Origin of the sequence: Pseudomonas sp. UBA6562 (assembly GCF_002434265.1) — a bacterium.
GTDB lineage: Bacteria > Pseudomonadota > Gammaproteobacteria > Pseudomonadales > Pseudomonadaceae > Aquipseudomonas.
Genome location: NZ_DJJS01000006.1, coordinates 955,322 through 979,635 on the forward strand (window position 1 = coordinate 955,322; position 24,314 = coordinate 979,635).

Here is a 24,314-nt window from a genome sequence, read left to right on the forward strand (position 1 = left end):
AAAGTAATTTGGGACTAATTTTTATTTGAACGGAAGCTCCTGTATAAGCCATACATTTCGATATTTTCAAATGTCAGGTTTTTATCTGTAAATCTCATGGCAACTTTGTAATCGCCAGGCGGTAGCTTGACTGTATGGACCAGCCTCATGTCAGCATGAAATGTACGTCCGCCAAGCGAATAAGTTCGAGTCCAGTAAGTGCCATCGACAAAAAATTCTTGATTGAGAAATATTCGGTTATTTCTATGTACCGTGATTTGAACACTAATGGGAGTGCCGTGCTCATAAGCCGTGCCGGTGATCTTTTCTTGCTTGTCGATGTCGCTTATCTTGTCAGGCCGAACGAACGCTAAAGAAAACGCATAATGTTTTTCCCTGTGTGCAACAAATTCGGCGCTGCTTACGCGTGCATCTTCTATCTTCTCAAACGGCTGCAGGATGTCTAGCGGCGCAGGTAATATCAGCCAAAGAAATGTTCCTTTAATTATCCACAGCCAAAATTGTATGTATTCGATCATCCGAAACTCCTTAGTCTTAAAGTGTATGTCTTTGGGTAGCGTGCAGCTTTTCTATAACCATTAACATGTGATCAAAACCACCAGGATCATAGATAAAGCGCTCATTGGGCTCACCGCTCCCGCAAACTCTCCTGCACATGCTGTTGCAACGGACTCAGGAAATAACTGATCACACTGCGCTGGTCCGTCTTGATCTCCGCACTTACCGCCATACCTGGCGCCAACGGCACTTCCTTGCCCTTCACCTGCAAGTGGTCCTGCGCCAGCCGAATCCGGCTGCTGTACACCAGTCCTTTGCGCTCATCCTCGATGGCGTCGCGCGACACGCTCAGCACTTCGCCCTCGACGGTGCCGTAACGGGTGTAGGTGAAGGTCTCGACCTTGACCGTCACGGTCTGGCCGGCCTGGACGAAACCGACGTCCTTGTTCTCCAGTAGTGCCTGGACCTCGACCGGCTGGTCGTGCGGGACGATGACCATCAACGCCTGGGCGGGAGTGACCACGCCGCCGACGGTGTGTACGGCCAGTTGCTGTACGGTGCCGGCCACAGGCGCTAGCAGGTGCGTGCGCGCTTCGTGGTAGCGCGCCTTGGCCAGCGCTTGGCGCAGGCTGGCGACGTTCTGCGTGGCGGTTTGCTGCAGGTCGAGCATGTTGCGTCTAGCCTGCGCGACCACACCTTCGCGGCGTTTGCGGGCTTCGGCTTGGGCCGCATTGGCCTGGCGCACGCTGTCTTGCTGCAGCTGCAACTGGCGCTGTAGGTCGAGGTGGGCTTGCTGCTTGTCGAGGTATTCGTGGCGAGCGACGTATTGCTGCGCCAGTAGGTGACGGTAATCCTCGGCCAGTTGCGCGGCGATCGGCAGCGTTTTGCGCAGCCCGGCCACTTGGGCCTGGGCCGCCTGGATCTGCACGGCATGGCGCTGAACCTCGGCTTCGGCCTGGTCGAGGTTGTTGCGGTACTCCTGATATTGGCCTTGTACCCAGTGCAGGGCATCGCGAGCCGGAGGGGCGTCGACCGTGGACAGATCGCCTTGCAGGGCTTGGGGTGCCCGGCCATTGGCGATCGCGTCGAGCAGTGTCGTGCTTCGGGCCACATCGATGCGGGCGGCCATCAACTCGCTTTCGCTGCGGCGCACTTCGGCATCGGCCGTGGTCGGGTCCAGCTCCAGCAGCAACTCACCGGCTTCCACGCGTTGGCCGTCAGTGACATGGATGGCTTTGACCACGGCGGTTTCGCTGGGCTGGATCAGCTTGGTCCGACCACTGGGAACCACCTTGCCACTGGCCACCGCGACCACATCGATTCGGCCCAGGCACGCCCACAGCAGCGCCAGGCCCGCGAACGCCATGATGCCCCAGGCGAACCCGCGCGGTGCGGGGTGCGGCGGCGCGTCCTGAAGCGCCAGTGCGGCGGGCAGGAAGTCGATCTCATGGCGCAGCCGGGCGGGTGCGGCGCCGGTTTTGCGTTGTGCCCATGCCTGTTTCCAGGCGAGGCGGTAACGCTGCCAGAGTGTGGTGTCGAATGTCATGGGCGCACCCCATTGGCCATCGCAGGCCCATCGGCATGTTGCAACCGGTGCAAGTGCGCGTAGTGGCCCGCCTCCAGGGCGAGCAGCTCGGCATGGCTGCCCTGCTCGACGATCTGTCCACGCTCCACCACGACGATGCGATGGGCCTCACGCACCGCCGAGAGGCGATGGGCGATGATCAGCACGGTGCGGCCCTGGCATATCGAGCGCATGTTCTGCTGGATGATGCGTTCGGACTCGTAGTCCAGCGCGCTGGTGGCTTCGTCGAAAATCAGAATGCGCGGATCGCCGATCAAGGCGCGGGCGATGGCGATACGCTGGCGCTGGCCCCCGGACAGGGACGCGCCGTGCTCACCCACCAGCGTGTCGTAGCCTTCGCTGAGCTCCAGAATGAAATCGTGTGCTCCGGCCAGACGAGCCGCCTGCATGACTTGCTCCAGGGGTAGGCCAGGGGCGCTGAGAGCAATGTTCTCGCGAATGCTGCGGTTGAACAGCATGTTGTCCTGCTGGACTACGCCGATCTGTCGCCGCAGGGAACTGGGCTCGGCGAGCGCGAGGTCCATGCCGTCGACCAGCACTCGCCCGCGCTCGGGCACGTACAGCCGCTGCAGCAGCCGAGTCAGGGTGCTCTTGCCGGACCCGGAGCGGCCAACGATGCCGATCACCTCGCCCGCTGAGATCTCCAGGCTTACCCCGCGCAGGACTTCCGAGCCATCGGCGCGGTAGCGGAAATGCACCTGGTCGAATTCGACACGTCCTTGCAATGGCGGCAATGCACTGCGCGCCGAGGTCGAGCACTCGCTGCGGGCATTGAGGATGTCGCCCAGGCGCTGCACGGCAACCCCGGTCTGCTGGAAATTGCTCCACAGCTGCGCCAAACGCATGATCGGCTGCGCCGCACGGCCTGCCAGCATGTTGAAGGCGATCAACTGGCCAACGGTCATTTGCCCTTCGATGACCAGTTTTGCGCCCAACCAGAGGGTGGCGACAGTCACCAGCTTGCCGATCAGCCCTACGCTTTCGTTGACCAGATTCGACAGCAGTTGGGTCTTGAAGGCGGCCGCCACGTAGGCCGCGAGCTGACCGTCCCAGCGCTTGAGCACCAGCGGCTCGACCGCCATCGATTTGAGCGTGTCGATGCCGGTGACGGTCTCGACGAGAAACGCCTGATTGTCGGCGCCGCGGTTGAAGCTCTCCTGCAATCGTTGGCGCAGTACCGGTGTCACCAACAGCGAAATCAGCGCATACAGCGGCAGCGAGACGACCACGATCAGGGTCAACCAGCCGCTGTAATGGAACATCACACCGATGAAGACCACCGAAAACAGCACGTCGATCATGACCGTCAGCGTGTTGCCCGTGAGGAAGTTGCGGATGGTTTCGAGTTCGCGGACCCTCGCCACCGAATCGCCGACCCGACGTGCCTGGAAGTACGCCAGCGGCAGGTGGATCAAGTGATGGAACAGGCGCGAGCCGAGTTCGACGTCGATGCGGCTGGTGGTGTGGGCGAAGACGAAGTGGCGCAGCCCGCTGAGGGCCGTTTCGAACAGCATGATGCCCAGCAATCCGAGGGCGATCACATCCAAGGTGGTGAGGCTCTGGTGCACCAGTACCTTGTCCATCACCACTTGGAAGAACAGCGGCGTGAGCAAGGCGAACAGTTGCAGCACGAGCGAGACCAGCAGCACTTCGGCCAGCAGCTTGCGATGCTTGACGATGGCGGGAATGAACCAGGTGAAGTCGAAGCGCGAGGCCGGTCCGCCAGGCGTAGCCGCTTCGGTTCGTACCAACACCAGCGTGCCGGCCCACCGCTGCTCCAGGGTCGCCTGGTCGATGACTTGAGGGCCATGGGCTGTCGGGTCCTGAATCAGGATCTGCTGCTGTTCACAACGAGCGATGATGAAGAATTGGCCATCGCGATCCACAGCGATGGCAGGCAGGGGCGTGGTGGACAAGCGTCGCGGGCAGGTCTGGACACGCTTGGCTTTGAGCCCGACTTTGCCCGCTGCGGTCAACAGCCCCGCAAGGTCCAGGCAGGCATGGTCAAGGCCGAGTTCATGGCGCAGTTGGTCTGCGCAGGCTGCCAGGTCGTGAAAGCGAGCCAGGATCAGCAGGCAGGCGAGGCCGCTGTCTTGGGGGCCGGTAGAATCTTGGGTCATGAGACGTCCATGCAGGGCGGTACGGTTTGGTAGGCGAAAGGAAAAACCAAGGCGGGTTAGCCGGAACGGCTTGTTTCGGGCGGCTCGACTGTTTGTGCAGGGGGCGGCAGCAGGTCATGCGGGCGATCGCCATGCGCCCGCAGATGCCGGGAAAGTTCGACCAGGTCTTGGTGGGCGAGGCTGCCCGCCGCCTGTTTGAGCCTCAGCGTGTCGAGGATGTAGGCGTAACGTGCATCGTTGTACTCACGCACGGCGCGATAGAGGCGGCGTTCAGCATCGAGCACGTCTGCGGTGTTGCGCGAGCCGAGCACCCGACCGACTTGGTTGGCTTTCAGTGACGCCTGACTCGAACGGATGCTTTGCCCGCGTGCATGTACTTGTTCGATATCGGCATTGACTGCGCGGTGCAGGTTGCGGATTCGCAGAACGAGTTCGCGGCGCTGGTCTTCATGCTCTTGCTGGCGCTGCGAAAGGCGCGCGGTACCCTGGCGTACCTGGGAAGCGGTCAGGCCACCGAGGTAGATCGGAATGTTGAGTTCGACGGCCAAGCGGGTTTCGGCAAATGGGTCGCTATAGCCGAGCTGGCCGAGCGTGCTCTGGCGCCACGACACTACGGCATCGAGCGTTGGGGCATGACCTGCCTGCCGCTGGCGGATGTGTTGCTCGGCAACGCCAACGGCTTGGGTGCTGGCCAACAGAGCAAGATTGCCACGCAGCCCTTGCTCGACCCAGACGCCGGGATCGCTGGGTTCGAGCGGCTGGATGGGCAGTGCGTGGGTGATGCCGACGATTTCGCTGTGGTTCTGCCGAGTCAGGCGGTTGAGTGCTTCGAATGCATCGGCCACTTCGCGTTCGGCGCGCTTATGGTTGGCCAGCGCATTGTCATAGGCCGCTTTAGCGTCCAGCACATCGGTAATGTTGGCAGCGCCATCGGTCAGCCGTGCCTGGGCCTGGCTTTGCTGGCGGTGGAGCGCTTTGACTTCGGCTGCAGTGGCGGCCAGGGCATCGATGGCCCTGAGCGTGTCGAAATAGAGTTCGGCCGTTCGCAGGATCAAAGCCTGCTCTTTGTCGGCAAGCTCCAGTTGCGCCTGGTTCGTGGCGGCTTTGGCGGCCTTGAGGCCATACCAGCGGTCGAGACGAACCAGGGGTTGAGTCAGGTTTGCCTGATACCCAATGCCTCTGCGCGTCCGTGGGCCTGCAGTGAGGTCGTCTTGGGCGGTCTCGGCGGTGGCGCCGAGCGTAAGCGCAGGTAGAAGGCCTGCCTGCGCCTGTGCCACATCTTCACGCTGAGCCTGGAACTGATGGCGCGATGCATTCAGCCGGGCGTCTTGCACCACGGCCTGTGAATAGACGTGCAACAGGTCGACCGGCTCGGCATGGGCCAAGGGCGGTACCACGAGGGCTGGAAGGCCGCAAAGCATGACTTGAAGCAGGATGGCGTATCGAGTCATGGCAGTTCACGCTTGGCTGAGCAATAAGGAATGTCAGCTTAGGGCGTTGAAAAGTCCGCTATAAATCGGAAAACCACCTCGCGCTTTGTGGGGTATTTCCCAACATCCCGTTTTGTCTGAGTGGGTCACCTTGATGCCTGCATTCGCACTATTACCAACCAACAATTCCACTCATACCCCTTGGCATCTGATACTTTTTTGCTATTATCAAATTCCCGCCAAAGCGCTCTAGGACGCACGTTCCAGAGCCGTCGCAATTAAGTTTCAGTTAAGTTTTCTTCTATAGCGTAGGAAATCAGTCCCAAGCGGCTGTGATTAATTACCTGTGCGTGTCATCTAAATCCCCGCATAGCACTCATTTTTCCCCGGTAACATGGACTGTACGCCCACCGCCTAGAGGATGAACCATGCCCGTCAAAGACCCTAACAAGGCCGCTCCGGCCGCTCCGGCCGCTCCGGTCGAAAGCGCCGAAAGCGCGATGAAACACATCGTCGACGGCTTCCTGCGGTTCCACACCGAAGTCTTCCCGGAGCAGCAGGAGCTGTTCAAGAAACTGGCCACCGCGCAGAAGCCGCGCGCCATGTTCATCACCTGCGCCGACTCGCGCATCGTGCCCGAACTGATCACCCAAAGCTCGCCGGGCGACCTGTTCGTCACCCGTAACGTCGGCAACGTGGTGCCGCCGTATGGGCAGATGAACGGCGGCGTTTCCAGCGCCATCGAATACGCGGTCATGGCCCTGGGCGTGCACCACATCATCATCTGTGGCCACTCCGACTGCGGCGCCATGCGCGCAGTGCTCAACCCGCAGTCGCTGGCCAAGATGCCGACCGTGTCCGCCTGGCTGCGCCATGCCGAAGTGGCCCGGACCGTGGTCGAGGACAACTGCTCCTGCGGCACCGAGCACGAAAGCATGCAACTGCTGACCCGCGAGAACGTCATCGCCCAGTTGCACCACTTGCGCACCCACCCGTCGGTGGCGTCGCGCCTGGCTGCGGGCCAGCTGCACATCCATGGCTGGATCTACGACATCGAGACCAGCCAGATCGAAGCCTACGATGCTGCCGGCGACCGCTTCCTGCCGCTGACCGAAGGCGATTCGATTCCTTGCGCCACCCCGAGAGGCCGCTACTAAGCGACCCGCGCTGAACATGCCTTGATAGCCGGCCGTACCCGTGGGGTACGGCGCGGCCATCGCTTTCCCTGAAACGACCCTGTTCGTGCTGCCGGATTTCCCCCTGGCGGCTTGCGCCTGCGCGCCGTTCGGGAACCTTGTGTGCGACTGGCCAGTGGAATGGCCGGGAAATTGAGATAGGAAAGGAGCGTCATGGTGAACGTCACACAGATCAAAGCGGCCCTGCCGCGCGAGTTATTGGCTTCGGTCGTGGTCTTTCTGGTGGCCCTGCCCCTGTGCATGGGCATCGCCATCGCCTCGGGCATGCCGCCGGCCAAGGGCCTGATCACCGGTATCATCGGCGGCCTCGTGGTGGGCTTCATCGCCGGCTCGCCGCTGCAGGTCAGCGGCCCGGCGGCGGGCCTGGCGGTGCTGGTGTTCGAGCTGGTGCGCGAACACGGCATGGCCATGCTCGGGCCGATCCTGTTGCTGGCCGGCGTGCTGCAACTGCTGGCCGGGCGCTTGCGCCTGGGCTGCTGGTTCCGGGTCACGGCGCCGGCGGTGGTGTACGGCATGCTCGCCGGCATCGGAGTGCTGATCGTGCTGTCCCAGGTGCACGTGATGTTCGACGCCTCCCCACAGCCTTCGGGCATGGCGAACCTCGTGGGCTTCCCCGCCACGGTGATGGCGGCGCTGCCGCTGGAAAGCCCGGGCGCCGGGTGGCAGGCCGGCTTGTTGGGCCTGGGCACCATCGCCCTGATGTGGGGCTGGGAGCGCTGGCGACCGCAGCGCCTGCGTTTCGTGCCGGGCGCTCTATTGGGTGTGGCGGCGATGACCGGCCTGAGCCTGTGGCTGGCCCTGCCCGTCAACCGGGTGGTGGTGCCGGCGGACCTGTCGGAAGCGATCGACTGGCTGCGCTTCGACGACCTGCTCAAGCTCGCCGACCCTTCCCTGCTGGTCGCCGCCTTCGCCCTGGCCTTCATCGCCAGCGCCGAAACCCTGCTGTCCGCCGCTGCGGTGGACCGCATGCACAGCGGCCAACGCTCGGACTTCGACCGCGAACTGTCGGCCCAAGGCGTCGGCAACATGCTCTGCGGCATACTCGGTGCGTTGCCGATGACCGGCGTCATCGTGCGCAGCTCGGCCAACGTCCAGGCCGGCGCGCAGACGCGGGCCTCGGCGATCCTGCACGGTGTGTGGCTGCTGGCCTTCGTGGTGGCGCTGAGCAGCGTGCTGCAACAGATTCCCATCGCCAGCCTGGCCGGGGTGCTGGTGTACACCGGCGTCAAGCTGGTGGACTTCAAGGCCTTGCGCAGCCTGGGCCAGTACGGCCGCATGCCGATGCTGACCTACGCCGTCACCGCCTTGGCGATCATCTTTACCGACCTCTTGACCGGCGTGTTGCTGGGCTTCGCCATGACCCTGCTGACCCTGGCGCTGAAAGCGGCGCGCTTGAAGATCAACCTGGTCGAACTGGACCGGCCCGGGCACATGGAGCTGCGCTTGAACGGCGCTGCGACCTTCCTCAAGGTGCCGGCGTTGACCCAGGTGCTGGAAACCGTGCCGGCCGGCACCACGCTGCACGTGCCGTTGGGCAATGTCAGCTACATCGACCATGCCTGCCTGGAACTGCTGGAGGACTGGGGGCGCAGCAACCAGGCCCACGGCTCGCGCTTGTGGATCGAGCAACGGCGCCTGAAGCGGCGCATCGAAGGGCAGATGCGCAGCTCGGCAGGTGCTTGATCGACGTCGAGGGTGGCATTGAAGCAGAAAGGGCCGATGTCAGCCGATCAGGTAGGTGCGACCGCTCCGGTGCGCCTACCTCCTTGACTGACCGACAACCGGAGTTGGTGCCACATGAGGTGATCGCCACGGCCGTCAGGCTGCACGCCAGGCCAGGTGTCTACCACTTGGGCGCAGCCTGCGGACCGTTTAGCCGCTGGCTGACAATCGGACCTCAGGCCGACTGGTCCAGCGCCACGCCCCACTGGCGCGACAGGCACGGCCAGCGCTTCCAGGCCGCGCCGGTTTCCGGGCTGCACAGCGTGTCGCGGTACTGCTCGACCGACTCCACTGCGAAGCTTTCTTCGTCGAGCAACTGCTCGACCGAGTGGTGCACCACCTCGTCGAGCTGATTGGCGAAGGTTTCGCCGATCAGCTGATGGGCGATCAGGTTGGCGACCGTGGTATCCAGCGGAATCAGCGGCTGGCTGAAATGGCGGATGTACAGGTCGTTGACCTCCTCCACCAAACGGTGCGCCAAGTAAGCCTCGTCCAGCAGGCATTGCAGCCCGACCTGGCCCTCGACTTCGCTCGGCGGCAACAGGAAATACGCCTCGGCGATCTTCAGTACCGGCTTGATCTGCGCTTCGATACCCGCTTCGCGCGACACTGCGTATGCGGCCTCGAGCAACTCGGGGACCTGCTCGATGTAGGCGCTGACGAAGCGTGCCAGTGTACCGCGAGGGTCTTGCTCGGGCAGTTGGATGAGCGGGTGCAAATGGGGCAGTTGCTGTTCCAGACGTTGCTCGAGCTGGCCGGTCTGGCGCTCGTGTTGGTGGGCTTGGGTGATCTGCTCGCGTAAAGCGGCAATGTTCATGACAACTCCAGGGGTAGGGCAGGACATACGGAAGCCACTAAGGTAGCTCGGTATACCAAATGCTTAAGACCGATTAGTCATAACGCCCTGCACCATTTAGGTGCTGGGATATATAGCGTTGCCCCCTTTGGGCTGAAACCTAGCAAACATGCGGCCTGCAATCGATCTTCCAACGGCTGAGAACCATTCTTGCCCACGCGATTGGATGGCTTTGTTCACAAACGGTACACCGTTTTGAAACATGTTTTGTGTCAGCGAGCCGCTTCTCCCTCTACGAGCAGGCAGCCCTAAGACCGGCCGGTGCACCCTACTTCCTTTTTCAGCGGTATTTTCGCTAGCCATCTCTGCGCACTCCTGCCTGGCCCGCCGTGGCCAGCTCAGGTACCGTGTCGCGCGTCCCTTACTTCCGGTAGCCCATGCCATGAGCCGAACCCAGAAAACCGTCATCGTCCTGGTCGCCCTGGCGGCGCTGATCGCCGGCCTGATCGTCAATCAGGCGCTCAACGGCAAGGCACGCCTCAATCCCGAAGCGCTGACCGCGGCCGGCATCATCCTGCTGCCGCAAAGCCGTGCGCTGCCCGAGGTCGGCATGACCGACCAGAACGGCCAGCCGGTGAACCTTGGTCAGCTCAAGGGCAAGTGGTCGCTGGTGTTCTTCGGCTACACCTATTGCCCGGACATCTGCCCGACCACCCTGGCGCAGCTGCGCGAGGTGAAGCGGCAACTGCCCGAGCGGGCGCTGGAGCGCTTGCAGGTGGTGCTGGTGAGCGTCGATCCCGAGCGCGACACCGCTACCCAGCTCAAGCAGTACCTGGCCTATTTCGACGAGCACTTCATCGGCCTGCGCGGGTCGATTGGCGACACGCAGACGCTGGCCAACGCCTTGAGCATTCCGTTCATCCCCGCCGACACGCGCAAGCCCGGCTATACCGTGGACCACAGCGGCAACCTGGCGCTGGTCGGGCCGGACGGGCGGCAGCGGGGGTTCGTCCGGGCGCCGTTCAGTAGTGAGAAGCTGGTGAAGCGGCTGCCTGAACTGGTCATGCAAGACTGATCCGCCAGCTGGCATTTTTGCCAGTTGTGGCGGCTCCGGATAATCCGGAAGGTGAGGAATCGCCTCACCCTGGAGCCCCTCATGAACAGGCGGAAGATTTTTTACCAGAACGACGATGCACACAGTCTCATAGAGAGCGAACGTGACTCAACGGTTTTGAGAGCGGGGTTTTCGGTACTCGCGCAGAGCGATTCGCAGGGCGCGTCCCAAAGCACACTTTTGTTGGGAAGCGACCGGCAAGCCTCACCGATTTTCGAAGCTGATGACGAACGTCCAAGTGCGGCGGTCTATACCCCCTATGGCGTGGAGGAGGGGTTACGCTCCTGGATCGGCTTTACCGGGGCGGTCAGAAACGATTTTTTAATGGGGTATCTGCTCGGTAATGGTTACCGGCTCTATAACCCTGTTCTTATGCGGTTCTGCTCACCCGATTCATTAAGCCCGTTCATGACGATGAACAGCTATGCATATTGTGCAGGCGATCCTGTCAATAGCAGCGATCACAGTGGACATATGCCGAATCGCAACTGGACCACACCATCGTCACGTCTATCAACGCCATCACCCCCGCGTAAAAATGGCACTAGGCTATTCATGACCGAGCCGATGGTAACCCCGGACTGGGAGACTACTTTCCAAGAGTCTACGCACGCACCTGCTCCTGCCGCTCTCTTAGTTTCCCAAGCGCCTGCGCCTAGCACGAACTCCCGTATTGCTACCCCACCTCTCCAAGGAGGTCCGCCTAGCCCAACACCCGGCCCCAGCCTATTGGCCAGCAGCTCTACAAAACGTTCGCTCGTGGCCGGAGGCAGTCGTAAGCGCACGAGGTGGAATAATCCAATAACTGTTGAAGAAAAAGATAGTTTGCTAGCTATTCTTCAGAAGGAGATACCTAACAAAATTAATCCGGAAAGTGCATCAATCTATCGGCAAGGAATAAAAGAATACTTCGATGCATTCAGTGATGGTAAGAGATATGGAATTAAATTATATAAGAATATTCCTGAAGTTTGGAGGGGGAAGGTTTCCTACTGGATATACAGTCGACTAAAATCTATCAGGGAAAATAAATAAAACGCTGTGCAGCGCTAAGCGTCCAACTGTATAGGGATTGCTTAGCATTTAATGATCATATCAAGCTCACAGAGTTTAATACTTACGACGACCCTTTCCGAATCGGAACGAGCGTGCCCGACAACGGGGGAGTCGATTGTCGTCTGCCCTGTTTCAATCGATGCCTGACGCGCCTTGCTCAGTGCTCGAAACGTTCGAATCTCTTCGATCTATTCAATTGCATTATCATTGCTCTCCTTGCGTAGTCGGTTCTCAAAAAAGGAGCAGTACATGAAATGGCAGTTGGCAAGGATAAGGGGGTTGTAGGCATGACGCGTGATCAACGGATCTTAGGCTGGCGGCTAGTCTTGCTACCCCTGTTGCTATTCCTGATGGCTCTGTGGCAAGGCCATCGCGCCGACACCTCGCGCACCGAAAGCCTGGAGGTGCAAAGCGAGCTGCAAGGCTTCGTGCTCAACATGCAGCAGTTGCAGGCCGAGGGTTCGCGCCAGCGCATCGACATCGGCGGCCAAGCGCATTCCCCGGCGCTGGCCGAGGCGTTGGCGCAACGCAAGCTGCACCAGGTCGACCGCGAGGTCACCATCGCGCGCATCGGCGGTTGGCTACCGGGCGTCTCGCAAGGCTTTGCGGGCCTGTTGCTGCTGCTCGGCGCGGCGTCGCTGCTGGCGTTGCACTGGGCGGGCAAGGCCGCGCTGCATTCCAGGGATCGCCTGGTCAGCCTGTTCTACGTGGGCCGGCAGGTCCTGCCGACGGTGCTGCTGGCCTTGATGCTGCTGCTGACCGTCACGGTCGTGCTGGAAATCGCCTATGAAGCGTTGTGGCTGTTCACGCTCGAGCAGAGCTCGTCGGGGGTGATGAAGCTGCAAATGCTGGTGGGCATCGTCATGATCGCCATGCTCTGGCCGCTGTACCGTCTGCCGCGCCAGCTCAAGGCCATGAGCCAGGTGTTCGACAGCGAGCCGCACGCCATTTTCGGCACGTCCTTGACCGAGGCCCAGGCACCGGCCCTGTGGGCGCGGGTGCGCGGGTTGGCGACGCGCCTCGATGCGCTGCTGCCGGACCACATCGTGGTGGGCTACCTCGACGGCTTCTACGTGACCTCCAGCGACGTCGAGCTGAGCCCGAGTGGGCAGCGCCTGCAAGGTCGCACTCTGTATGCGCCGCTGCCATTGCTGGCGCTGCTCGACGCCCGCGAAACCGATGCGGTGATCGGCCATGAGCTGGCGCACTTCTCGGGCCAGGACACCGACTACAGCATCCGCTTCATGCCCATCTACGACGGTGCCTGGCGCAGCGTCGGGGTATTGGGCGAGCGGATGGAAGGCGGCTTCCTGCAAGGTTTGCTGACCATGCCGGCATACGGCCTAGCGGTGCACTTCATGCAGTGCTTCGACCGGGCCGTCAGCCATTGGAGCCGCAACCGCGAACTGTTGGCCGATGCCACTGCGGCGCGCCTGGAGGGCGCCCAGGCCGTGGTCGATTCGCTGGTGCGCACCACTGCCCTGGGCGCGGTGGTGGAGGCTTGCCTGGACGACTGGTGCCAACAGCCCGAAGCCTGGCCCGAAGACGTGCTCCAGGCCCTGTTGCAGCGTTTGGCCACGCAGCCGCCGCGCTTGCCCGAGGGCGAGCTGGACACCCAGTTGCCCCACCCCAGCGACACGCATCCGCCGACCATCCAGCGCATCCAGGCGCTGGGCCTGGGGCTGGATGCGGTATACGCCGGCAACGGCTTGCGTCCGGTGGTGCCGCAGGCGGCCCTGGCCACCCTCGAACAGGCGCTGCCCGGCGCGCCGATACTGGCGCGGCAATTGAGCGTCGAGTTGGGCGAGCGCCTGGTGCAGAACCGCTCGGAGCTGCGCCAGAACCTGCAAGCGCGGATTGAGGCGGTGCAGGCGCGCTGCGTGCTGCATGAGGGCGCGCAGGTGCGCGGGCGGTTGGTCATGGCGTTCAGCCTGGCGTTCGGCATCGGCGGCCTGGCCGTGGCGCTATGGCCCCACGCGCCTACCGCCAAACCCGCGTTGCTGACGTTCTTCCATATCCTGGGCGGGACGTTGTTCGTGCTGGGCGTGCTGTTCGCCGCGATGGGCTGGCGTCTGGTGCGCCGCGCAGACACGCCCGCGCTGATCTTCGACGCGCACACCGTACGCTTCGCCAATGCCCCGGAGCCGTTACCGCTGCATTTGATCGACGGTTTCCGCTTGCTGGTCGGCAGTGGCGTCGGCGTGCAATTCAAGCTGGATGACGAGGCGCCGCTGCCGCTGTTCCGCAAGCCCCGCTTCTTCGAGCCCGATGCCAAGTTCAAGCCCAAGACGCGAATGATCACCGTGTTGCTGGCGGGCTGGCGCGTGGACGGCAAGGCGCTCAAACCCCAGGCACTGGCGGAGCTGGTAGGCAAATATGTGGAAGGTGGGCATGCCCATCAGGCGTTGAACGCGCTGGACCAGCCGGCGCCTGTGGCGGTCAGCGCGGCGGCCGACGCCGAGCGCTGAGGGGAACTGCTCACGCAGGCGCGTGAGCAGTGCAACCGAGCTTCAGAACGCCGGGATCACCGCGCCCTTGTACTTCTCGCTGATGAATTGCTTCACTTCCGGCGAGTGCAGCGCCTCGGCCAGTTTCTGCATGTCGGCCGAGTCCTTGTTGTCCGGGCGCGCGACCAGGATGTTCACGTAGGGCGAATCGTTGCCTTCGATGGCCAGGGCGTCCTTCTCGGGGTCGAGCTTGGCTTCCAGGGCATAGTTGGTGTTGATCAGCGCCAAGTCGACCTGGGTCAGCACACGCGGGATGGTGGCCGCTTCCAGTTCGCGGAATTTCAGGTTCTTGCCGTTGCCGGTGATGTCCTTGACCGTGGACAGGATGTTGCCGTTGTCCTTGAGGGTGATCACCCCGGCCTTGGCCAGCAGCAGCAAGGCGCGGCCGCCGTTGGTGGCGTCGTTGGGGATCACCACGGTAGCGCCGGTGGGCAGCTCGTCGAGCTTTTTCAGCTTGTCCGAGTATGCGCCCAGAGGCTCAAGGTGCACGCCGGTGACGCTGACCAGGTCGGTGCCACGGGCCTTGTTGAACTCATCCAGGTACGGCTGGTGCTGGAAGAAGTTGGCGTCCAGGCGCTTCTCGGCCACTTGCACGTTGGGCTGGATGTAGTCGGTGAATTCCTTGACCTTGAGCTCCACGCCCTGCTTTTCCAGCAGCGGTTTCACCACATTGAGGATCTCGGCGTGCGGCACCGGGCTGGCGGCGACGGTCAGGGTATCGGCCTGGGCCGAGAACGCCGCGACGGCGGCGGCCAGAGCAAGCAGTTTCTTCATCAATCACTCCTCATGGGGGCCAGGGCGGCCGACGCGCGGTCGGCCGATCCGAATCCGCTTATTTGCGGGAAAAATGCACGACCAAGCGGTCGCCGACGCTTTGCAGCACTTGCACCAGCAACAGCAGCAGCACCACGGTCACGACCATGACGTCGGTCTGGAAACGCTGGTAGCCGAAGCGGATGGCCAGATCGCCCAGCCCGCCCGCACCGACCACGCCGGCCATCGCGGTATAGGACACCAGCGTGATGGCGGTGACGGTGATGGCGGCAAAAATACCTGGGCGGGCTTCGGGCAGCAGCGCGTTGGTGATGATCTGCCGGGTGGTGGCGCCCATCGACTGCGTGGCCTCGATGATGCCGCGGTCCACTTCGCGCAGCGCAGTTTCCACCAGGCGGGCGAAGAACGGCGTGGCGCCGACCACCAGCGGTGGAATGGCCCCGGCCACACCGAGCGAAGTGCCGGTGATCAGCACGGTGACGGGGATCATCACGATCAGCAGGATGATGAACGGCAGCGAGCGCAGCACGTTGACCACCAGCGACAGCAGCGCATACACCCCCTTCTGCTCGAACATCTGCCGCGGCCCGCAGAGGAACAGCAGCACGCCCAGTGGCAGGCCGAGCAATACGGTGAACAGCAACGAGCCGAACAGCATGATCAGGGTGTCCCCGGTGGCGAGCCAGATCTCGCTCCAGTCGACGTTGGCGAAGAAATTCACGGCGTCCATCAACGCAATACCTCCATATGGACATCGGCGGCGGCGAAGCGGGCGAACGCGGCGTCCATGTCGCCGCCGGTCACGGCCAGGGTCAGTTGCCCATAGGGCACGTCTTTGATGCGGTCGATGCGCCCGGCCAGGATGCTGTAGTCGACCCCGGTCTCGCGGGCCACGGTGCCCAGCAGCGGCGCATAGGTGGCCTCGCCCTGGAAGGTCAGGCGCAGGATGCGCCCCGGCACGTGGGCGAAGTCGTCGCGCTGTTCGTGCTCGTCGACCTGCTCGTCTTCCTGCACGAAACGCTTGGTAGTGGGGTGCTGCGGGTGCAGGAACACGTCGGCGACGCTGCCTTGCTCGACGATCTGCCCGGCGTCCATCACCGCCACGCGGTCGCAGACCCGGCGAATCACGTCCATCTCATGGGTGATCAGCACGATGGTCAGCTTCAGTTCGCGGTTGATCTCGGCCAGCAGTTGCAATACCGAGGCGGTGGTCTGCGGGTCGAGGGCACTGGTGGCCTCGTCGCACAGCAGGATCTTGGGGTTGGTGGACAACGCGCGGGCGATGCCCACCCGCTGTTTTTGCCCGCCCGACAGCTGCGCCGGGTATTTTTTGGCGTGTTCGGACAGGCCGACGCGCGCCAGCAGCTCGGTGACCCGCTGGTCGATGGCGCTTCGCGACAGTTCGCCGCCCAGGATCAACGGCAGTGCGACGTTGTCGGCCACGGTCTTGGAGGCCAGCAGGTTGAAGTGCTGGAAGATCATGCCGACCTGCTGGCGGAAGCGGCGCAGGCCGTTGGCGTTGAGGGCGGTGACGTCTTCGCCGTCGACCACGATGGTGCCGCCGCTGGGGTTCTCCAGGCGGTTGATCAGGCGCAGCAAGGTACTTTTGCCGGCGCCGGAATGGCCGATCAGGCCGAACACCTGGCCGTTTTCGATGCGCAGGTCGGTGGGATGGAGGGCGGGGATGTCCCTACCGGCGACGCGGTAGGTCTTGTGCACATGTTGGAACTCGATCACGTAGCGAACCTTGTGGGGCGCAGGGAAGGGTTGTCCGGCGGTGAGCCGAAATCGCGCATTTTAGCCTTTTCCGGGAGGCGTTCTTAGCATTTATTTCACCGATCCCCTAACCAACCGTCATATCGCGACCCTTGGTAAATCCGATGGAACGCCGACGGAACCTCCTCAGTCACTAGCAGAACGAGCCCGAATGGGCAGCCTGTAATGATGAGGAGCACCCGAGATGCCGACCAACAAGACGCCGGATTCCAAACACAGTGAGGTTGCCGGGGTCGATACGCCCGACAAGGCCAACACCAACGCCAAGCTGCAAAGCCTGGGCGACGTGCGCAGCGATGCGACCGGCCAGGCCCTGCGCACCAACCAGGGCGTAAAGATTTCCGACAACCAGAACACCCTCAAAGCGGGTGCGCGCGGGCCTTCGCTGCTCGAAGACTTCATCATGCGCGAGAAGATCACCCACTTCGACCACGAGCGTATCCCGGAGCGTATCGTCCACGCCCGCGGCACCGGCGCGCACGGCTACTTCGAGAGCTATGGCGATCACAGCGCCCTGTCCAAGGCCGGTTTCCTGAGCGAAAAAGGCAAGATCACCCCGGTCTTCACCCGCTTCTCCACCGTACAGGGCCCGCGCGGCTCGGGTGACACGGTGCGCGACGTGCGCGGCTTCGCCGTGAAGTTCTACACCGACGAAGGCAACTTCGACCTGGTGGGCAACAACATGCCGGTGTTCTTCATCCAGGACGCGATCAAGTTCCCGGACTTCGTGCATGCCGTGAAGCCCGAGCCGCACAACGAGATGCCTACCGGCGGCTCGGCGCACGACACCTTCTGGGACTTCGTCTCCCTGGTGCCGGAATCGGCGCACATGGTGGTCTGGGCGATGTCCGACCGCGCCATTCCGCGCAGCCTGCGCATGATGGAAGGCTTCGGCGTGCATACCTTCCGTCTCATCAACACCGAGGGCAAGGCGAGCTTCGTCAAGTTCCACTGGAAGCCGAACAACGGCGTGAACTCCGTACTGTGGGACGAGGCGCAGAAGCTGGCCGGTAAAGACACCGACTACCATCGCCGCGACCTGCGCGAAGCCATCGAGACCGGCGACTATCCCGAGTGGGAACTGGGCGTGCAGATCGTCGCAGAGGAAGACGAACACAAGTTCGACTTCGACCTGCTCGACCCGACCAAGATCATCCCGGAAGAGCTGGTACCGGTCACCCCGCTGGGCAAGATGGTGCTCAACCGTAACCCGGACAACTTCTTCGCCGAAGTCGAGCAGATCGCCTTCTGCCCAGGCCACATCGTGCCCGGCATCGACTTCACCAACGACCCGCTGCTGCAGGGCCGTCTGTTCTCCTACACCGACACCCAGCTGAGCCGTCTGGGTGGGCCGAACTTCCACGAGATCCCGATCAACCGTCCAATCGCGCCGAACCACAACAACCAGCGCGATGCGATCCATCGCCACACCATCCACAAGGGCCAGGCGTCGTACGAGCCGAACTCCATCGACAGCGGCTGGCCGAAGGAAACCCCGGCCGGCCCGAAAGACGGCGGCTTCGAGACGTACTACGAGCGCGTCGATGCGCACAAAGTGCGTGAGCGCAGCGACTCGTTCTCCGACCACTTCTCGCAGGCGCGCCTGTTCTACAAGAGCATGAGCAAGAACGAGCAGCAGCACATCATCAAGGCCTACAGCTTCGAGCTGGGCAAGGTCGAGCGCGAGTACATCCGCGCGCGCCAGGTCAACGAGATTCTGGCCAATATCGACCTGGAACTGGCGGCGGCCGTAGCAGCCAACCTGGGCCTGCCGGCGCCGAAGAAAGGCACCGTCGAGGTCAAGGATTCGAGCACCAAGACCTCGCCGGCCCTGAGCCAGATGAACCTGCCCGGCACGGTCGGCATCAAGGGCCGCAAGATCGCCCTGCTGGTGGCCGACGGCGTCGATGGCGCCAGTGTCGACCGTCTGACCAAGGCGTTCGAAGCGCAAAGCGCCCGTGTGTTGCTGCTCGGCCCGTCCAGCGCCCCGGTGAAAACCGCCGACGGCAAAGAGCTGAAGGTGGATGCGTCGATGGAAGGCATGCCTTCGGTGATGATCGACGGCCTGTGGGTGCCGGCCGGCAAAGCGGCCTTGGATGCACTGGGCAAGAGCGGCCTGGCCAAGCACTATCTGCTCGAGGCGTACAAACACCTCAAGCCGATGGGTCTGGCTGCCGACGGCAAAGCCTTGCTGACCGCCCTGGGCCTGGCCGAGGACAAAGGTCTGCTGCTGGGCGACGACCAGAAGGCTGTGGACAGCTTCGTGGCCGTGCTCAAAGAGCACCGCGTGTGGGACCGTGAGGCTGCCGCCGAAGCGATTCCTGCCTGATGCGAGACATGGCGGCTCTGGCGTAGGTCAGGGCCGCTACGGATCAGGGATGATCTGATGTCAGACACGAAAAAGGGGCAAACCGTCTATGCGGTTTGCCCCTTTTTTCGTCTCTGGACCGGCTTCAGGGTTGCTGCGTGATCAGCACGGCCCGCGCCGACAGCGTGCGCTGGATTTCATGGCGCTGCTTGAGGACGAAATCGGAATCTAGGCTGTGCACACGCTTGGCGAGCAGCGTTTTCAACCAGGGCGCGTCCTGGCTGCGCGGCACTTGGAACACCACCTGGCAGTGGTAATTGACCACGTCGGCGGCAATGTCGTCGAGCTGGCGGCGCATCGCTTCGATGTCGGTGGTGTGCAGGGCGACCACCGTAGTCGGTGCGGTGGGGTCGATGACCCGCGCCTTGGGTTTGGCTTCGGCTGCCTGCAGCGCAGCCTCGGCTTTGGCCAGTTCGACCTTGCGCGCCTGGGCGACCGAATCGCCACCGACCACGGCAGGCGCCTGTGGCATCAGCGCACGGGCACGGGCCAAAGCGGTGGCGGCGGCATTCACGTCGCCCTTCTGCAGCACGATCTGGCTGCGCTGCAGGTAGGCCTCGGCCAGTTGCCGCTGGAATGGCTCGACACGGGCGTCGTCCGGCGTCTTGGCCTGCAAGGCGCTGAGCTGGTCTTCGGCCGTGGCCAGTTCGTGGCTGGCGATGGTCTGCTGCAACTGCGCCCAGGCGTCGGGCTGGGCCGCCACGATCGGTGGCTCGGCCGGCTGACTGGAACAGGCCCCGAGCGTCAGCGAAAAGACGGCAAGGAGGAGGTAACGGGTAGCGAACGGCTTCATTCCTGCGACTCTCTGATTGCGCAAAAAAGCGAGCAAGTCTACACCCAGGTGCGCACGCTCGAAAACAGCTCTTACAGACCCTTTACCCAGCCAAAGGTTGCAGGGTGCCCGAGCCCACACCCCGGCACCTCAACGTTTCGGCAGGGCCAGGCTCAGCAAGAATAGCACCGCCGCACAGACCACGATGGACGGCCCGGCTGGGGTGTCCTTGAACCACGACATGGCCAGGCCCGCGCAGACTGCGACGATCCCCAACAGGCTCGCGCCGACCGCCATCTGTTCGGGCGAGCGAGCGTGGCGTTGCGCGGCCGCAGCGGGAATGATCAGCAAGGAAGTGATCAGCAGCACACCGACGATCTTCATCGCCACGGCAATGACCACGGCGATCAGCAGCATCAGCGCCAGGCGCAGGCCGGCCACGGGCAGGCCTTCCACGGTGGCCAGCTCTTCGTGCACGGTCACCGCCAGCAGCGGGCGCCAGAGCACGGCGAGCAGCACCAGCACCAGCACGCTGCCCCCCACGATCCAGGCCAGGTCCGTGGGGCTGATGGCCAGCAGGTCGCCGAACAGGTAGCCCATCAGGTCGATGCGCACATCGTGCATGAAGCTCAGCACCACCAGGCCCAGCGACAGCGTGCTTGGCGCCAGGATGCCCAATAGCGTGTCGGAGGCCAGCGGTTGGCGTTGTTGCAGGGTCACCAGCAGGATCGCCAGCAGCAGGCAGCCTACGGTGACGGCCAAGGTCGGGCTCACGTCCAGAGCGAAGCCCAATGCCACACCGAGCAGCGCGGCGTGCGACAAGGTGTCGCCGAAATAGGCCATGCGCCGCCACACCACGAACGAACCCAGGGGGCCGGCCACCAGTGCCAGCGAAAGACCTGCGAGCAGGGCGTAGAGAAGAAAATCAGCCATGCTTGCAGTGCGCTCCGTGGACGTGGGGGGCTGGGGTGACGACCGAACCGTGCAGGTCGTGGCTGTGGTCGTGGTGGTGGTGGTAGACGGCGAGGTTCGGTGCGGTCTGGCCGAACAGCTCGACGAAGGCCGGGTCGCCGCTGACCTGCTCCGGGTGGCCCGAGCAGCAGACGTGGCGGTTCAGGCACACCACCTGGTCGGTAGCGCTCATCACCAGGTGCAAGTCGTGCGACACCATCAACACGCCGCAGCCGTAACGGTCGCGCAGGCGGGTGATCAGGCGGTACAGCTCGGACTGGCCGACCACGTCGACCCCTTGCACGGGCTCGTCGAGCACCAGCAACTGCGGTTTGCGCAGCAAGGCGCGGGCCAGCAGCACGCGCTGCATCTCACCGCCGGACACGGTCTGGATCGGGCTGTCGATCACCTGTTCGGCGCCCACTTCCTGCAATGCCGACAAGGCGGTCGCGCGGTCCACGCCCGGCACCAGGCGCAGGAAGCGCAGCACCGACAGCGGCAGGGTCGGGTCTACCTGGATTTTTTGCGGCATGTAGCCGATGCGCAGGCGCGGTTGGCGCCACACCGTGCCCCGGTGCGGTTTGAGCAGGCCGAGCACGGCGCGCACCAGGGTGGTCTTGCCGGCGCCGTTGGGGCCGATCAGGGTGACGATCTGCCCGGGCGCGACCGTCAGGTCGATCTGATCGAGCACGGTTTCGCCGGCAAAGCTCACGCCCACCTGTTGCAACCGGATCAGCGCCTCGCTCATGCCGCGCTCCGGCAGTTGCCGCATAGCCCGACCACTTCGACGGTTTGGTTTTCCACGCTGAAGCCGACCTCGGCCGCGCTGGCCAGGATCGCTTCGCTGATGCTCGCCTGCTCCAGTTCCAGCGCGACGTGGCAGCCCTTGCAGATGAGGAACTGGCCCTGGTGCGCGTGTTCGGGGTGGGTGCAGCCGATGAAGGCGTTGAGCGAGGCGATGCGGTGCACCAGGCCGTTTTCCAGGAGGAAGTCCAGGGCGCGGTACACGGTGGGCGGCGCGGCGCGGCGGCCGTCCTGTTCGCTCAGCACGGCGAGGATGTCGTAGGCGCCGAGCGGCTTGTGGCTCTGCCAGACCAGCTCCAGCACACGCCGGCGCAAGGCGGTCAGGCGCAGGCCTTGACGGGCGCAGAGATCGTCGGCTTCGGTCAGCGCGCTGTGCACGCAGCGGGAGTGGTCATGGGGACGATGGGCCAGCGGGGTCATGGACATGGGCAGCGACGGTTCTGGAGAGAGACGTTATTATGTTACCTCTTATGCACAGTCGAGTATTCACCATGGCCCGATTCCTGGCTTTTTTTGTCGCTTTCATTACTTTCACGGCCCACGCCGACGTGCGCGTGCTGACCAGCATCAAACCCCTGCAGCAGATCGCCGCAGCGATACAGGACGGCGTCGGCAGCCCCGAAGTGCTGTTGCCGCCCGGCGCTTCGCCGCACCATTACGCCCTGCGCCCTTCCGACGTGCGGCGGGTCGCCGATGCCGACTTGCTGTATTGGGTGGGCCGCGACATGGAAAACTTCCTGCCGCGGGTCATCGGCTCGCGCGACAAGCCGACCGTGGCGGTGATGACGCTCAAGGGCATACGCCTGCGCCACTTCGGCGAGGACAGCCAAAGCCATGCCGACCATGACGACCACGATGCCCCCACAGCCTCCGACAGCGCCGACGAGCACGACCACGACCACCGCCCCGGCAGCGTGGACGCCCACCTGTGGCTGTCCACGGCCAACGCCCGCGTGATCGCGGCAAAGATGGCCAGTGACCTGATGCGCGCGGACCCGGCCAACATCCCGCGCTACCAGGCCAACAAGAAAGCCTTCGGCGAACGCCTCGATGCCCTGGACGCCCGGATCAAGACGCGCGTGGCGGGCATCGCCGACAAGCCCTACTTCGTCTTCCACGAAGCCTTCGACTACTTCGAAGAAGCCTATGGCCTCAAGCACGCCGGCGTCTTCAGCGTGGCCTCGGAAGTGCAGCCCGGCGCCCAGCACGTCGCCGCCATGCGCGAACGCCTGCAGGCGGTGGGCAAGACGTGCGTGTTCAGCGAACCGCCGATGCGCCCGCGCCTGGCCGAAACCCTGACCGCCGACCTGCCGGTGCGCCTGGCCGAGCTGGACCCACTGGGTGGCACCGATCCGGTCGACGCCCGCGGTTACGAGCGCCTGCTGGAAAAACTCGGTACCGACCTCGCCGGTTGCCTCGAGCAGTTGTAAGCCTGAGCGATGAGAAAGGGTCGGGCGCCTCAGGCGCCCGGCCCTTACAAGGCGAAGGGCAGTGTCAGCGTCACCTGTTGGCGCTGTGCCAGACGCACTTCGAACTCGCGGGGGTCATGGATCATCACGTCCCGCCCGGCGAACGACTTGGCGGCGATCAACCGCGACAGCCAGAAACGCACGCAGGCCACGCGCAGCATCACCGGCCACAGTTCGGCTTCGCCTGCGGTGAAGGGCCGCAGCGCCGCGTAGGCGCCGAGCAGCGCTTGGGCACGCGGCAGGTCGAGGGCACCGGCGGCGGTGCTGCACCAGTCGTTGAGGGCGATCGCGATGTCGTACAGCATCGGCCCGGAGCAGGCGTTGTAGAAGTCGATCACGCCGGTCAGGTGGGTGCCTTCGAACATGACGTTGTCGCGGAACAGGTCGGCGTGCAGGTTGGCTTTCGGCAGGGCCAGGATCGATGCCTGGTGCGTGCCGATCTCTTGCAGTGCCGCTTCCAGCAATGGCCGCTGCTCGGCGTCCAGGTCGGCGGCGAGCTCGGCGCCCGAGGCCAGCATCCACTCCAGACCACGGTCGGTGCGCCGTTCGATGGGGCGCTCGCGGGTGGCCAGGTGGATGTGCGCCAACAGCTCGCCGACCTGGGCGCAATGCTGGTTGTTCGGCGTCTGGATGTGCTTGCCCGACAGCCGCGGCTGCAACAGCGCCGGCTTGCCGCACAGCTCGCGCAGGGCGGTGCCGTGGCAGTCGCGCAGGGCGTAGGGCACGGGCGTGTCGGCGTCGTGCAGCACGTCGAGCAACTCGATGAAGAACGGCATGTCCTCGCTCGGGCCGCGCTCGATCAGCGTCAGCACGAATTCACCCTGTTCGAGGCTTACGAAGAAATTGCTGTTCTCGGTCCCGGCGGCGATGCCTTGGAAGTCCAGCAGACGGCCCAGTTGGTAAGGCGCCAGAAAGGTTTCCAGCTCGGGCCGGGAGACGGGGGTGAAGACTGACATAGATGAACATTTGCCCATGCGGGCACTGCCACTTGGCAGTGCCGGTTGATGTGAACGATGCGCGTCAGATTACCACTCGAAGATCTTCCAAGACGGGATCAGCATGTCCGGCTGGTCGGACCGGATGAAGTTGCCGTCCGAGCCGTCTGCGCGCACCAGGAAATAAGGTTTGCCGTGTTTTGGCGTGACTTTGATCGCATACAGGAAACCGTTCTGCCGGTATTCCTGGATGGTGCGGTCGCCTTCCGTGCGAATGGTCACTTCGGGATCGGCCGAAGGGGCGTCGTCCGCCGCCAGGGTGACGACAGGCGTGGTTGCCAACAGGCCGAGCAGTAACAGGCGATTGAATGTCCGCATGATAACCTTGTCCCTTTATCGTCAATGATCCTGGCTATTCTAGCGCCGGACCCGCCGAAAAGG

General features: G+C 63.4%; 21 protein-coding genes. 7 read left to right on the forward strand and 14 right to left on the reverse strand.

Features of this window, described 5'->3' with window-relative positions:
- Positions 1 to 14: 14 nt before the first annotated feature.
- The 4 genes from B4M43_RS11765 to B4M43_RS11780 form a co-directional block, all read right to left on the reverse strand.
- Positions 15 to 518 (reverse strand): DUF5625 family protein, encoded by a 504-nt coding sequence (locus tag B4M43_RS11765; RefSeq protein ID WP_296267181.1) that lies wholly within the window; start codon positions 516 to 518, stop codon positions 15 to 17.
- Positions 519 to 628: 110 nt separating this feature from the next.
- Complete coding sequence (locus tag B4M43_RS11770) at positions 629 to 2,044, reverse strand: HlyD family type I secretion periplasmic adaptor subunit (protein ID WP_296267182.1); 1,416 nt, start codon at positions 2,042 to 2,044, stop codon at positions 629 to 631.
- Complete coding sequence (locus B4M43_RS11775) at positions 2,041 to 4,203, reverse strand: type I secretion system permease/ATPase (RefSeq protein WP_296267184.1); 2,163 nt, start codon at positions 4,201 to 4,203, stop codon at positions 2,041 to 2,043. Before B4M43_RS11775 ends, B4M43_RS11770 begins: the two co-directional genes overlap by 4 nt.
- 56 nt (positions 4,204 to 4,259) lie before the next feature.
- On the reverse strand, positions 4,260 to 5,654 hold the full coding sequence (locus B4M43_RS11780; RefSeq protein ID WP_296267186.1) for a TolC family outer membrane protein: 1,395 nt from the start codon (positions 5,652 to 5,654) through the stop codon (positions 4,260 to 4,262).
- 407 nt (positions 5,655 to 6,061) lie between these two features.
- Between B4M43_RS11780 and B4M43_RS11785 the strand changes: the two genes are divergently transcribed.
- Both B4M43_RS11785 and B4M43_RS11790 read left to right on the forward strand, forming a co-directional pair.
- The gene (locus B4M43_RS11785; RefSeq protein ID WP_296267187.1) at positions 6,062 to 6,790 is read left to right on the forward strand and encodes a carbonic anhydrase; all 729 of its coding nucleotides are present in this window, start codon (positions 6,062 to 6,064) and stop codon (positions 6,788 to 6,790) included.
- A gap of 192 nt (positions 6,791 to 6,982) precedes the next feature.
- Positions 6,983 to 8,512 carry a SulP family inorganic anion transporter gene (locus tag B4M43_RS11790; protein WP_414707831.1) on the forward strand — a complete coding sequence of 510 codons (1,530 nt, stop codon included), beginning with the start codon at positions 6,983 to 6,985 and terminating at the stop codon, positions 8,510 to 8,512.
- Positions 8,513 to 8,726: 214 nt separating this feature from the next.
- Here the strand turns inward: B4M43_RS11790 and B4M43_RS11795 are convergent, their stop codons facing one another.
- Positions 8,727 to 9,368 (reverse strand): hypothetical protein, encoded by a 642-nt coding sequence (locus tag B4M43_RS11795; protein ID WP_296267189.1) that lies wholly within the window; start codon positions 9,366 to 9,368, stop codon positions 8,727 to 8,729.
- Between the two features lie 421 nt (positions 9,369 to 9,789).
- Here B4M43_RS11795 and B4M43_RS11800 point away from each other — a divergent pair, with 421 nt between their 5' ends.
- The 3 genes from B4M43_RS11800 to B4M43_RS11810 all read left to right on the forward strand — a co-directional run bounded on the left by B4M43_RS11800 (position 9,790) and on the right by B4M43_RS11810 (position 13,985).
- Positions 9,790 to 10,422, forward strand: coding sequence for an SCO family protein (locus B4M43_RS11800; protein WP_296267191.1), 633 nt, complete (start codon positions 9,790 to 9,792; stop codon positions 10,420 to 10,422).
- A gap of 81 nt (positions 10,423 to 10,503) precedes the next feature.
- Positions 10,504 to 11,496 (forward strand): RHS repeat-associated core domain-containing protein, encoded by a 993-nt coding sequence (locus B4M43_RS11805; RefSeq protein WP_296267193.1) that lies wholly within the window; start codon positions 10,504 to 10,506, stop codon positions 11,494 to 11,496.
- Between the two features lie 371 nt (positions 11,497 to 11,867).
- Positions 11,868 to 13,985 (forward strand): M48 family metalloprotease, encoded by a 2,118-nt coding sequence (locus B4M43_RS11810; RefSeq protein ID WP_296267195.1) that lies wholly within the window; start codon positions 11,868 to 11,870, stop codon positions 13,983 to 13,985.
- Positions 13,986 to 14,027: 42 nt separating this feature from the next.
- Here the strand turns inward: B4M43_RS11810 and B4M43_RS11815 are convergent, their stop codons facing one another.
- From B4M43_RS11815 to B4M43_RS11825, 3 genes are read right to left on the reverse strand one after another with little or no spacing between them, the layout of a single operon-like run.
- On the reverse strand, positions 14,028 to 14,798 hold the full coding sequence (locus B4M43_RS11815; protein WP_296267198.1) for a MetQ/NlpA family ABC transporter substrate-binding protein: 771 nt from the start codon (positions 14,796 to 14,798) through the stop codon (positions 14,028 to 14,030).
- A gap of 58 nt (positions 14,799 to 14,856) precedes the next feature.
- Positions 14,857 to 15,528, reverse strand: a complete 672-nt coding sequence (locus tag B4M43_RS11820) for a methionine ABC transporter permease (protein WP_296267200.1) — start codon at positions 15,526 to 15,528, stop codon at positions 14,857 to 14,859.
- Complete coding sequence (locus B4M43_RS11825; protein WP_296267202.1) at positions 15,528 to 16,535, reverse strand: methionine ABC transporter ATP-binding protein; 1,008 nt, start codon at positions 16,533 to 16,535, stop codon at positions 15,528 to 15,530. Before B4M43_RS11825 ends, B4M43_RS11820 begins: the two co-directional genes overlap by 1 nt.
- Positions 16,536 to 16,758: 223 nt before the next feature.
- Between B4M43_RS11825 and katE the strand changes: the two genes are divergently transcribed.
- The gene (gene katE, locus B4M43_RS11830; RefSeq protein WP_296267204.1) at positions 16,759 to 18,903 is read left to right on the forward strand and encodes a catalase HPII; all 2,145 of its coding nucleotides are present in this window, start codon (positions 16,759 to 16,761) and stop codon (positions 18,901 to 18,903) included.
- Between the two features lie 124 nt (positions 18,904 to 19,027).
- Here katE and B4M43_RS11835 read toward each other — a convergent pair whose 3' ends face one another.
- The 4 genes from B4M43_RS11835 to zur all read right to left on the reverse strand — a co-directional run bounded on the left by B4M43_RS11835 (position 19,028) and on the right by zur (position 21,895).
- Complete coding sequence (locus B4M43_RS11835) at positions 19,028 to 19,735, reverse strand: PA5502 family lipoprotein (RefSeq protein ID WP_296267206.1); 708 nt, start codon at positions 19,733 to 19,735, stop codon at positions 19,028 to 19,030.
- 129 nt (positions 19,736 to 19,864) lie between these two features.
- Positions 19,865 to 20,647 (reverse strand): zinc ABC transporter permease subunit ZnuB, encoded by a 783-nt coding sequence (gene znuB / locus B4M43_RS11840; RefSeq protein ID WP_296267208.1) that lies wholly within the window; start codon positions 20,645 to 20,647, stop codon positions 19,865 to 19,867.
- Positions 20,640 to 21,413 (reverse strand): zinc ABC transporter ATP-binding protein ZnuC, encoded by a 774-nt coding sequence (znuC, locus tag B4M43_RS11845; RefSeq protein WP_296267209.1) that lies wholly within the window; start codon positions 21,411 to 21,413, stop codon positions 20,640 to 20,642. The genes znuB and znuC overlap by 8 nt, the downstream gene beginning before the upstream one ends.
- Complete coding sequence (zur, locus tag B4M43_RS11850; protein ID WP_296267211.1) at positions 21,410 to 21,895, reverse strand: zinc uptake transcriptional repressor Zur; 486 nt, start codon at positions 21,893 to 21,895, stop codon at positions 21,410 to 21,412. The genes znuC and zur overlap by 4 nt, the downstream gene beginning before the upstream one ends.
- 65 nt (positions 21,896 to 21,960) lie before the next feature.
- On the opposite strand from zur, the gene znuA reads away from it, so the two are divergent.
- The gene (gene znuA, locus B4M43_RS11855; RefSeq protein WP_296267214.1) at positions 21,961 to 22,899 is read left to right on the forward strand and encodes a zinc ABC transporter substrate-binding protein ZnuA; all 939 of its coding nucleotides are present in this window, start codon (positions 21,961 to 21,963) and stop codon (positions 22,897 to 22,899) included.
- A 44-nt stretch (positions 22,900 to 22,943) separates the two neighbouring features.
- Here znuA and B4M43_RS11860 read toward each other — a convergent pair whose 3' ends face one another.
- Entirely contained in the window at positions 22,944 to 23,894 is a 951-nt protein-coding gene (locus B4M43_RS11860) for a homoserine kinase (protein ID WP_296267216.1), read from the reverse strand.
- A 69-nt stretch (positions 23,895 to 23,963) separates the two neighbouring features.
- Positions 23,964 to 24,251 (reverse strand): DUF2782 domain-containing protein, encoded by a 288-nt coding sequence (locus B4M43_RS11865; RefSeq protein ID WP_296267218.1) that lies wholly within the window; start codon positions 24,249 to 24,251, stop codon positions 23,964 to 23,966.
- Between the last annotated feature and the right edge of the window lie 63 nt (positions 24,252 to 24,314).

Coding starts and splice junctions, on each gene's coding strand:
- B4M43_RS11765 (WP_296267181.1), bottom strand. CDS start 518: ATGATCGAATACATACAATTTTGGCTGTGGATAATTAAAGGAACATTT.
- B4M43_RS11770 (WP_296267182.1), bottom strand. CDS start 2,044: ATGACATTCGACACCACACTCTGGCAGCGTTACCGCCTCGCCTGGAAA.
- B4M43_RS11775 (WP_296267184.1), bottom strand. CDS start 4,203: ATGACCCAAGATTCTACCGGCCCCCAAGACAGCGGCCTCGCCTGCCTG.
- B4M43_RS11780 (WP_296267186.1), bottom strand. CDS start 5,654: ATGACTCGATACGCCATCCTGCTTCAAGTCATGCTTTGCGGCCTTCCA.
- B4M43_RS11785 (WP_296267187.1), top strand. CDS start 6,062: ATGCCCGTCAAAGACCCTAACAAGGCCGCTCCGGCCGCTCCGGCCGCT.
- B4M43_RS11790 (WP_414707831.1), top strand. CDS start 6,983: ATGGTGAACGTCACACAGATCAAAGCGGCCCTGCCGCGCGAGTTATTG.
- B4M43_RS11795 (WP_296267189.1), bottom strand. CDS start 9,368: ATGAACATTGCCGCTTTACGCGAGCAGATCACCCAAGCCCACCAACAC.
- B4M43_RS11800 (WP_296267191.1), top strand. CDS start 9,790: ATGAGCCGAACCCAGAAAACCGTCATCGTCCTGGTCGCCCTGGCGGCG.
- B4M43_RS11805 (WP_296267193.1), top strand. CDS start 10,504: ATGAACAGGCGGAAGATTTTTTACCAGAACGACGATGCACACAGTCTC.
- B4M43_RS11810 (WP_296267195.1), top strand. CDS start 11,868: ATGGCTCTGTGGCAAGGCCATCGCGCCGACACCTCGCGCACCGAAAGC.
- B4M43_RS11815 (WP_296267198.1), bottom strand. CDS start 14,798: ATGAAGAAACTGCTTGCTCTGGCCGCCGCCGTCGCGGCGTTCTCGGCC.
- B4M43_RS11820 (WP_296267200.1), bottom strand. CDS start 15,528: ATGGACGCCGTGAATTTCTTCGCCAACGTCGACTGGAGCGAGATCTGG.
- katE (WP_296267204.1), top strand. CDS start 16,759: ATGCCGACCAACAAGACGCCGGATTCCAAACACAGTGAGGTTGCCGGG.
- B4M43_RS11835 (WP_296267206.1), bottom strand. CDS start 19,735: ATGAAGCCGTTCGCTACCCGTTACCTCCTCCTTGCCGTCTTTTCGCTG.
- znuB (WP_296267208.1), bottom strand. CDS start 20,647: ATGGCTGATTTTCTTCTCTACGCCCTGCTCGCAGGTCTTTCGCTGGCA.
- znuC (WP_296267209.1), bottom strand. CDS start 21,413: ATGAGCGAGGCGCTGATCCGGTTGCAACAGGTGGGCGTGAGCTTTGCC.
- zur (WP_296267211.1), bottom strand. CDS start 21,895: ATGTCCATGACCCCGCTGGCCCATCGTCCCCATGACCACTCCCGCTGC.
- znuA (WP_296267214.1), top strand. CDS start 21,961: ATGGCCCGATTCCTGGCTTTTTTTGTCGCTTTCATTACTTTCACGGCC.
- B4M43_RS11860 (WP_296267216.1), bottom strand. CDS start 23,894: ATGTCAGTCTTCACCCCCGTCTCCCGGCCCGAGCTGGAAACCTTTCTG.
- B4M43_RS11865 (WP_296267218.1), bottom strand. CDS start 24,251: ATGCGGACATTCAATCGCCTGTTACTGCTCGGCCTGTTGGCAACCACG.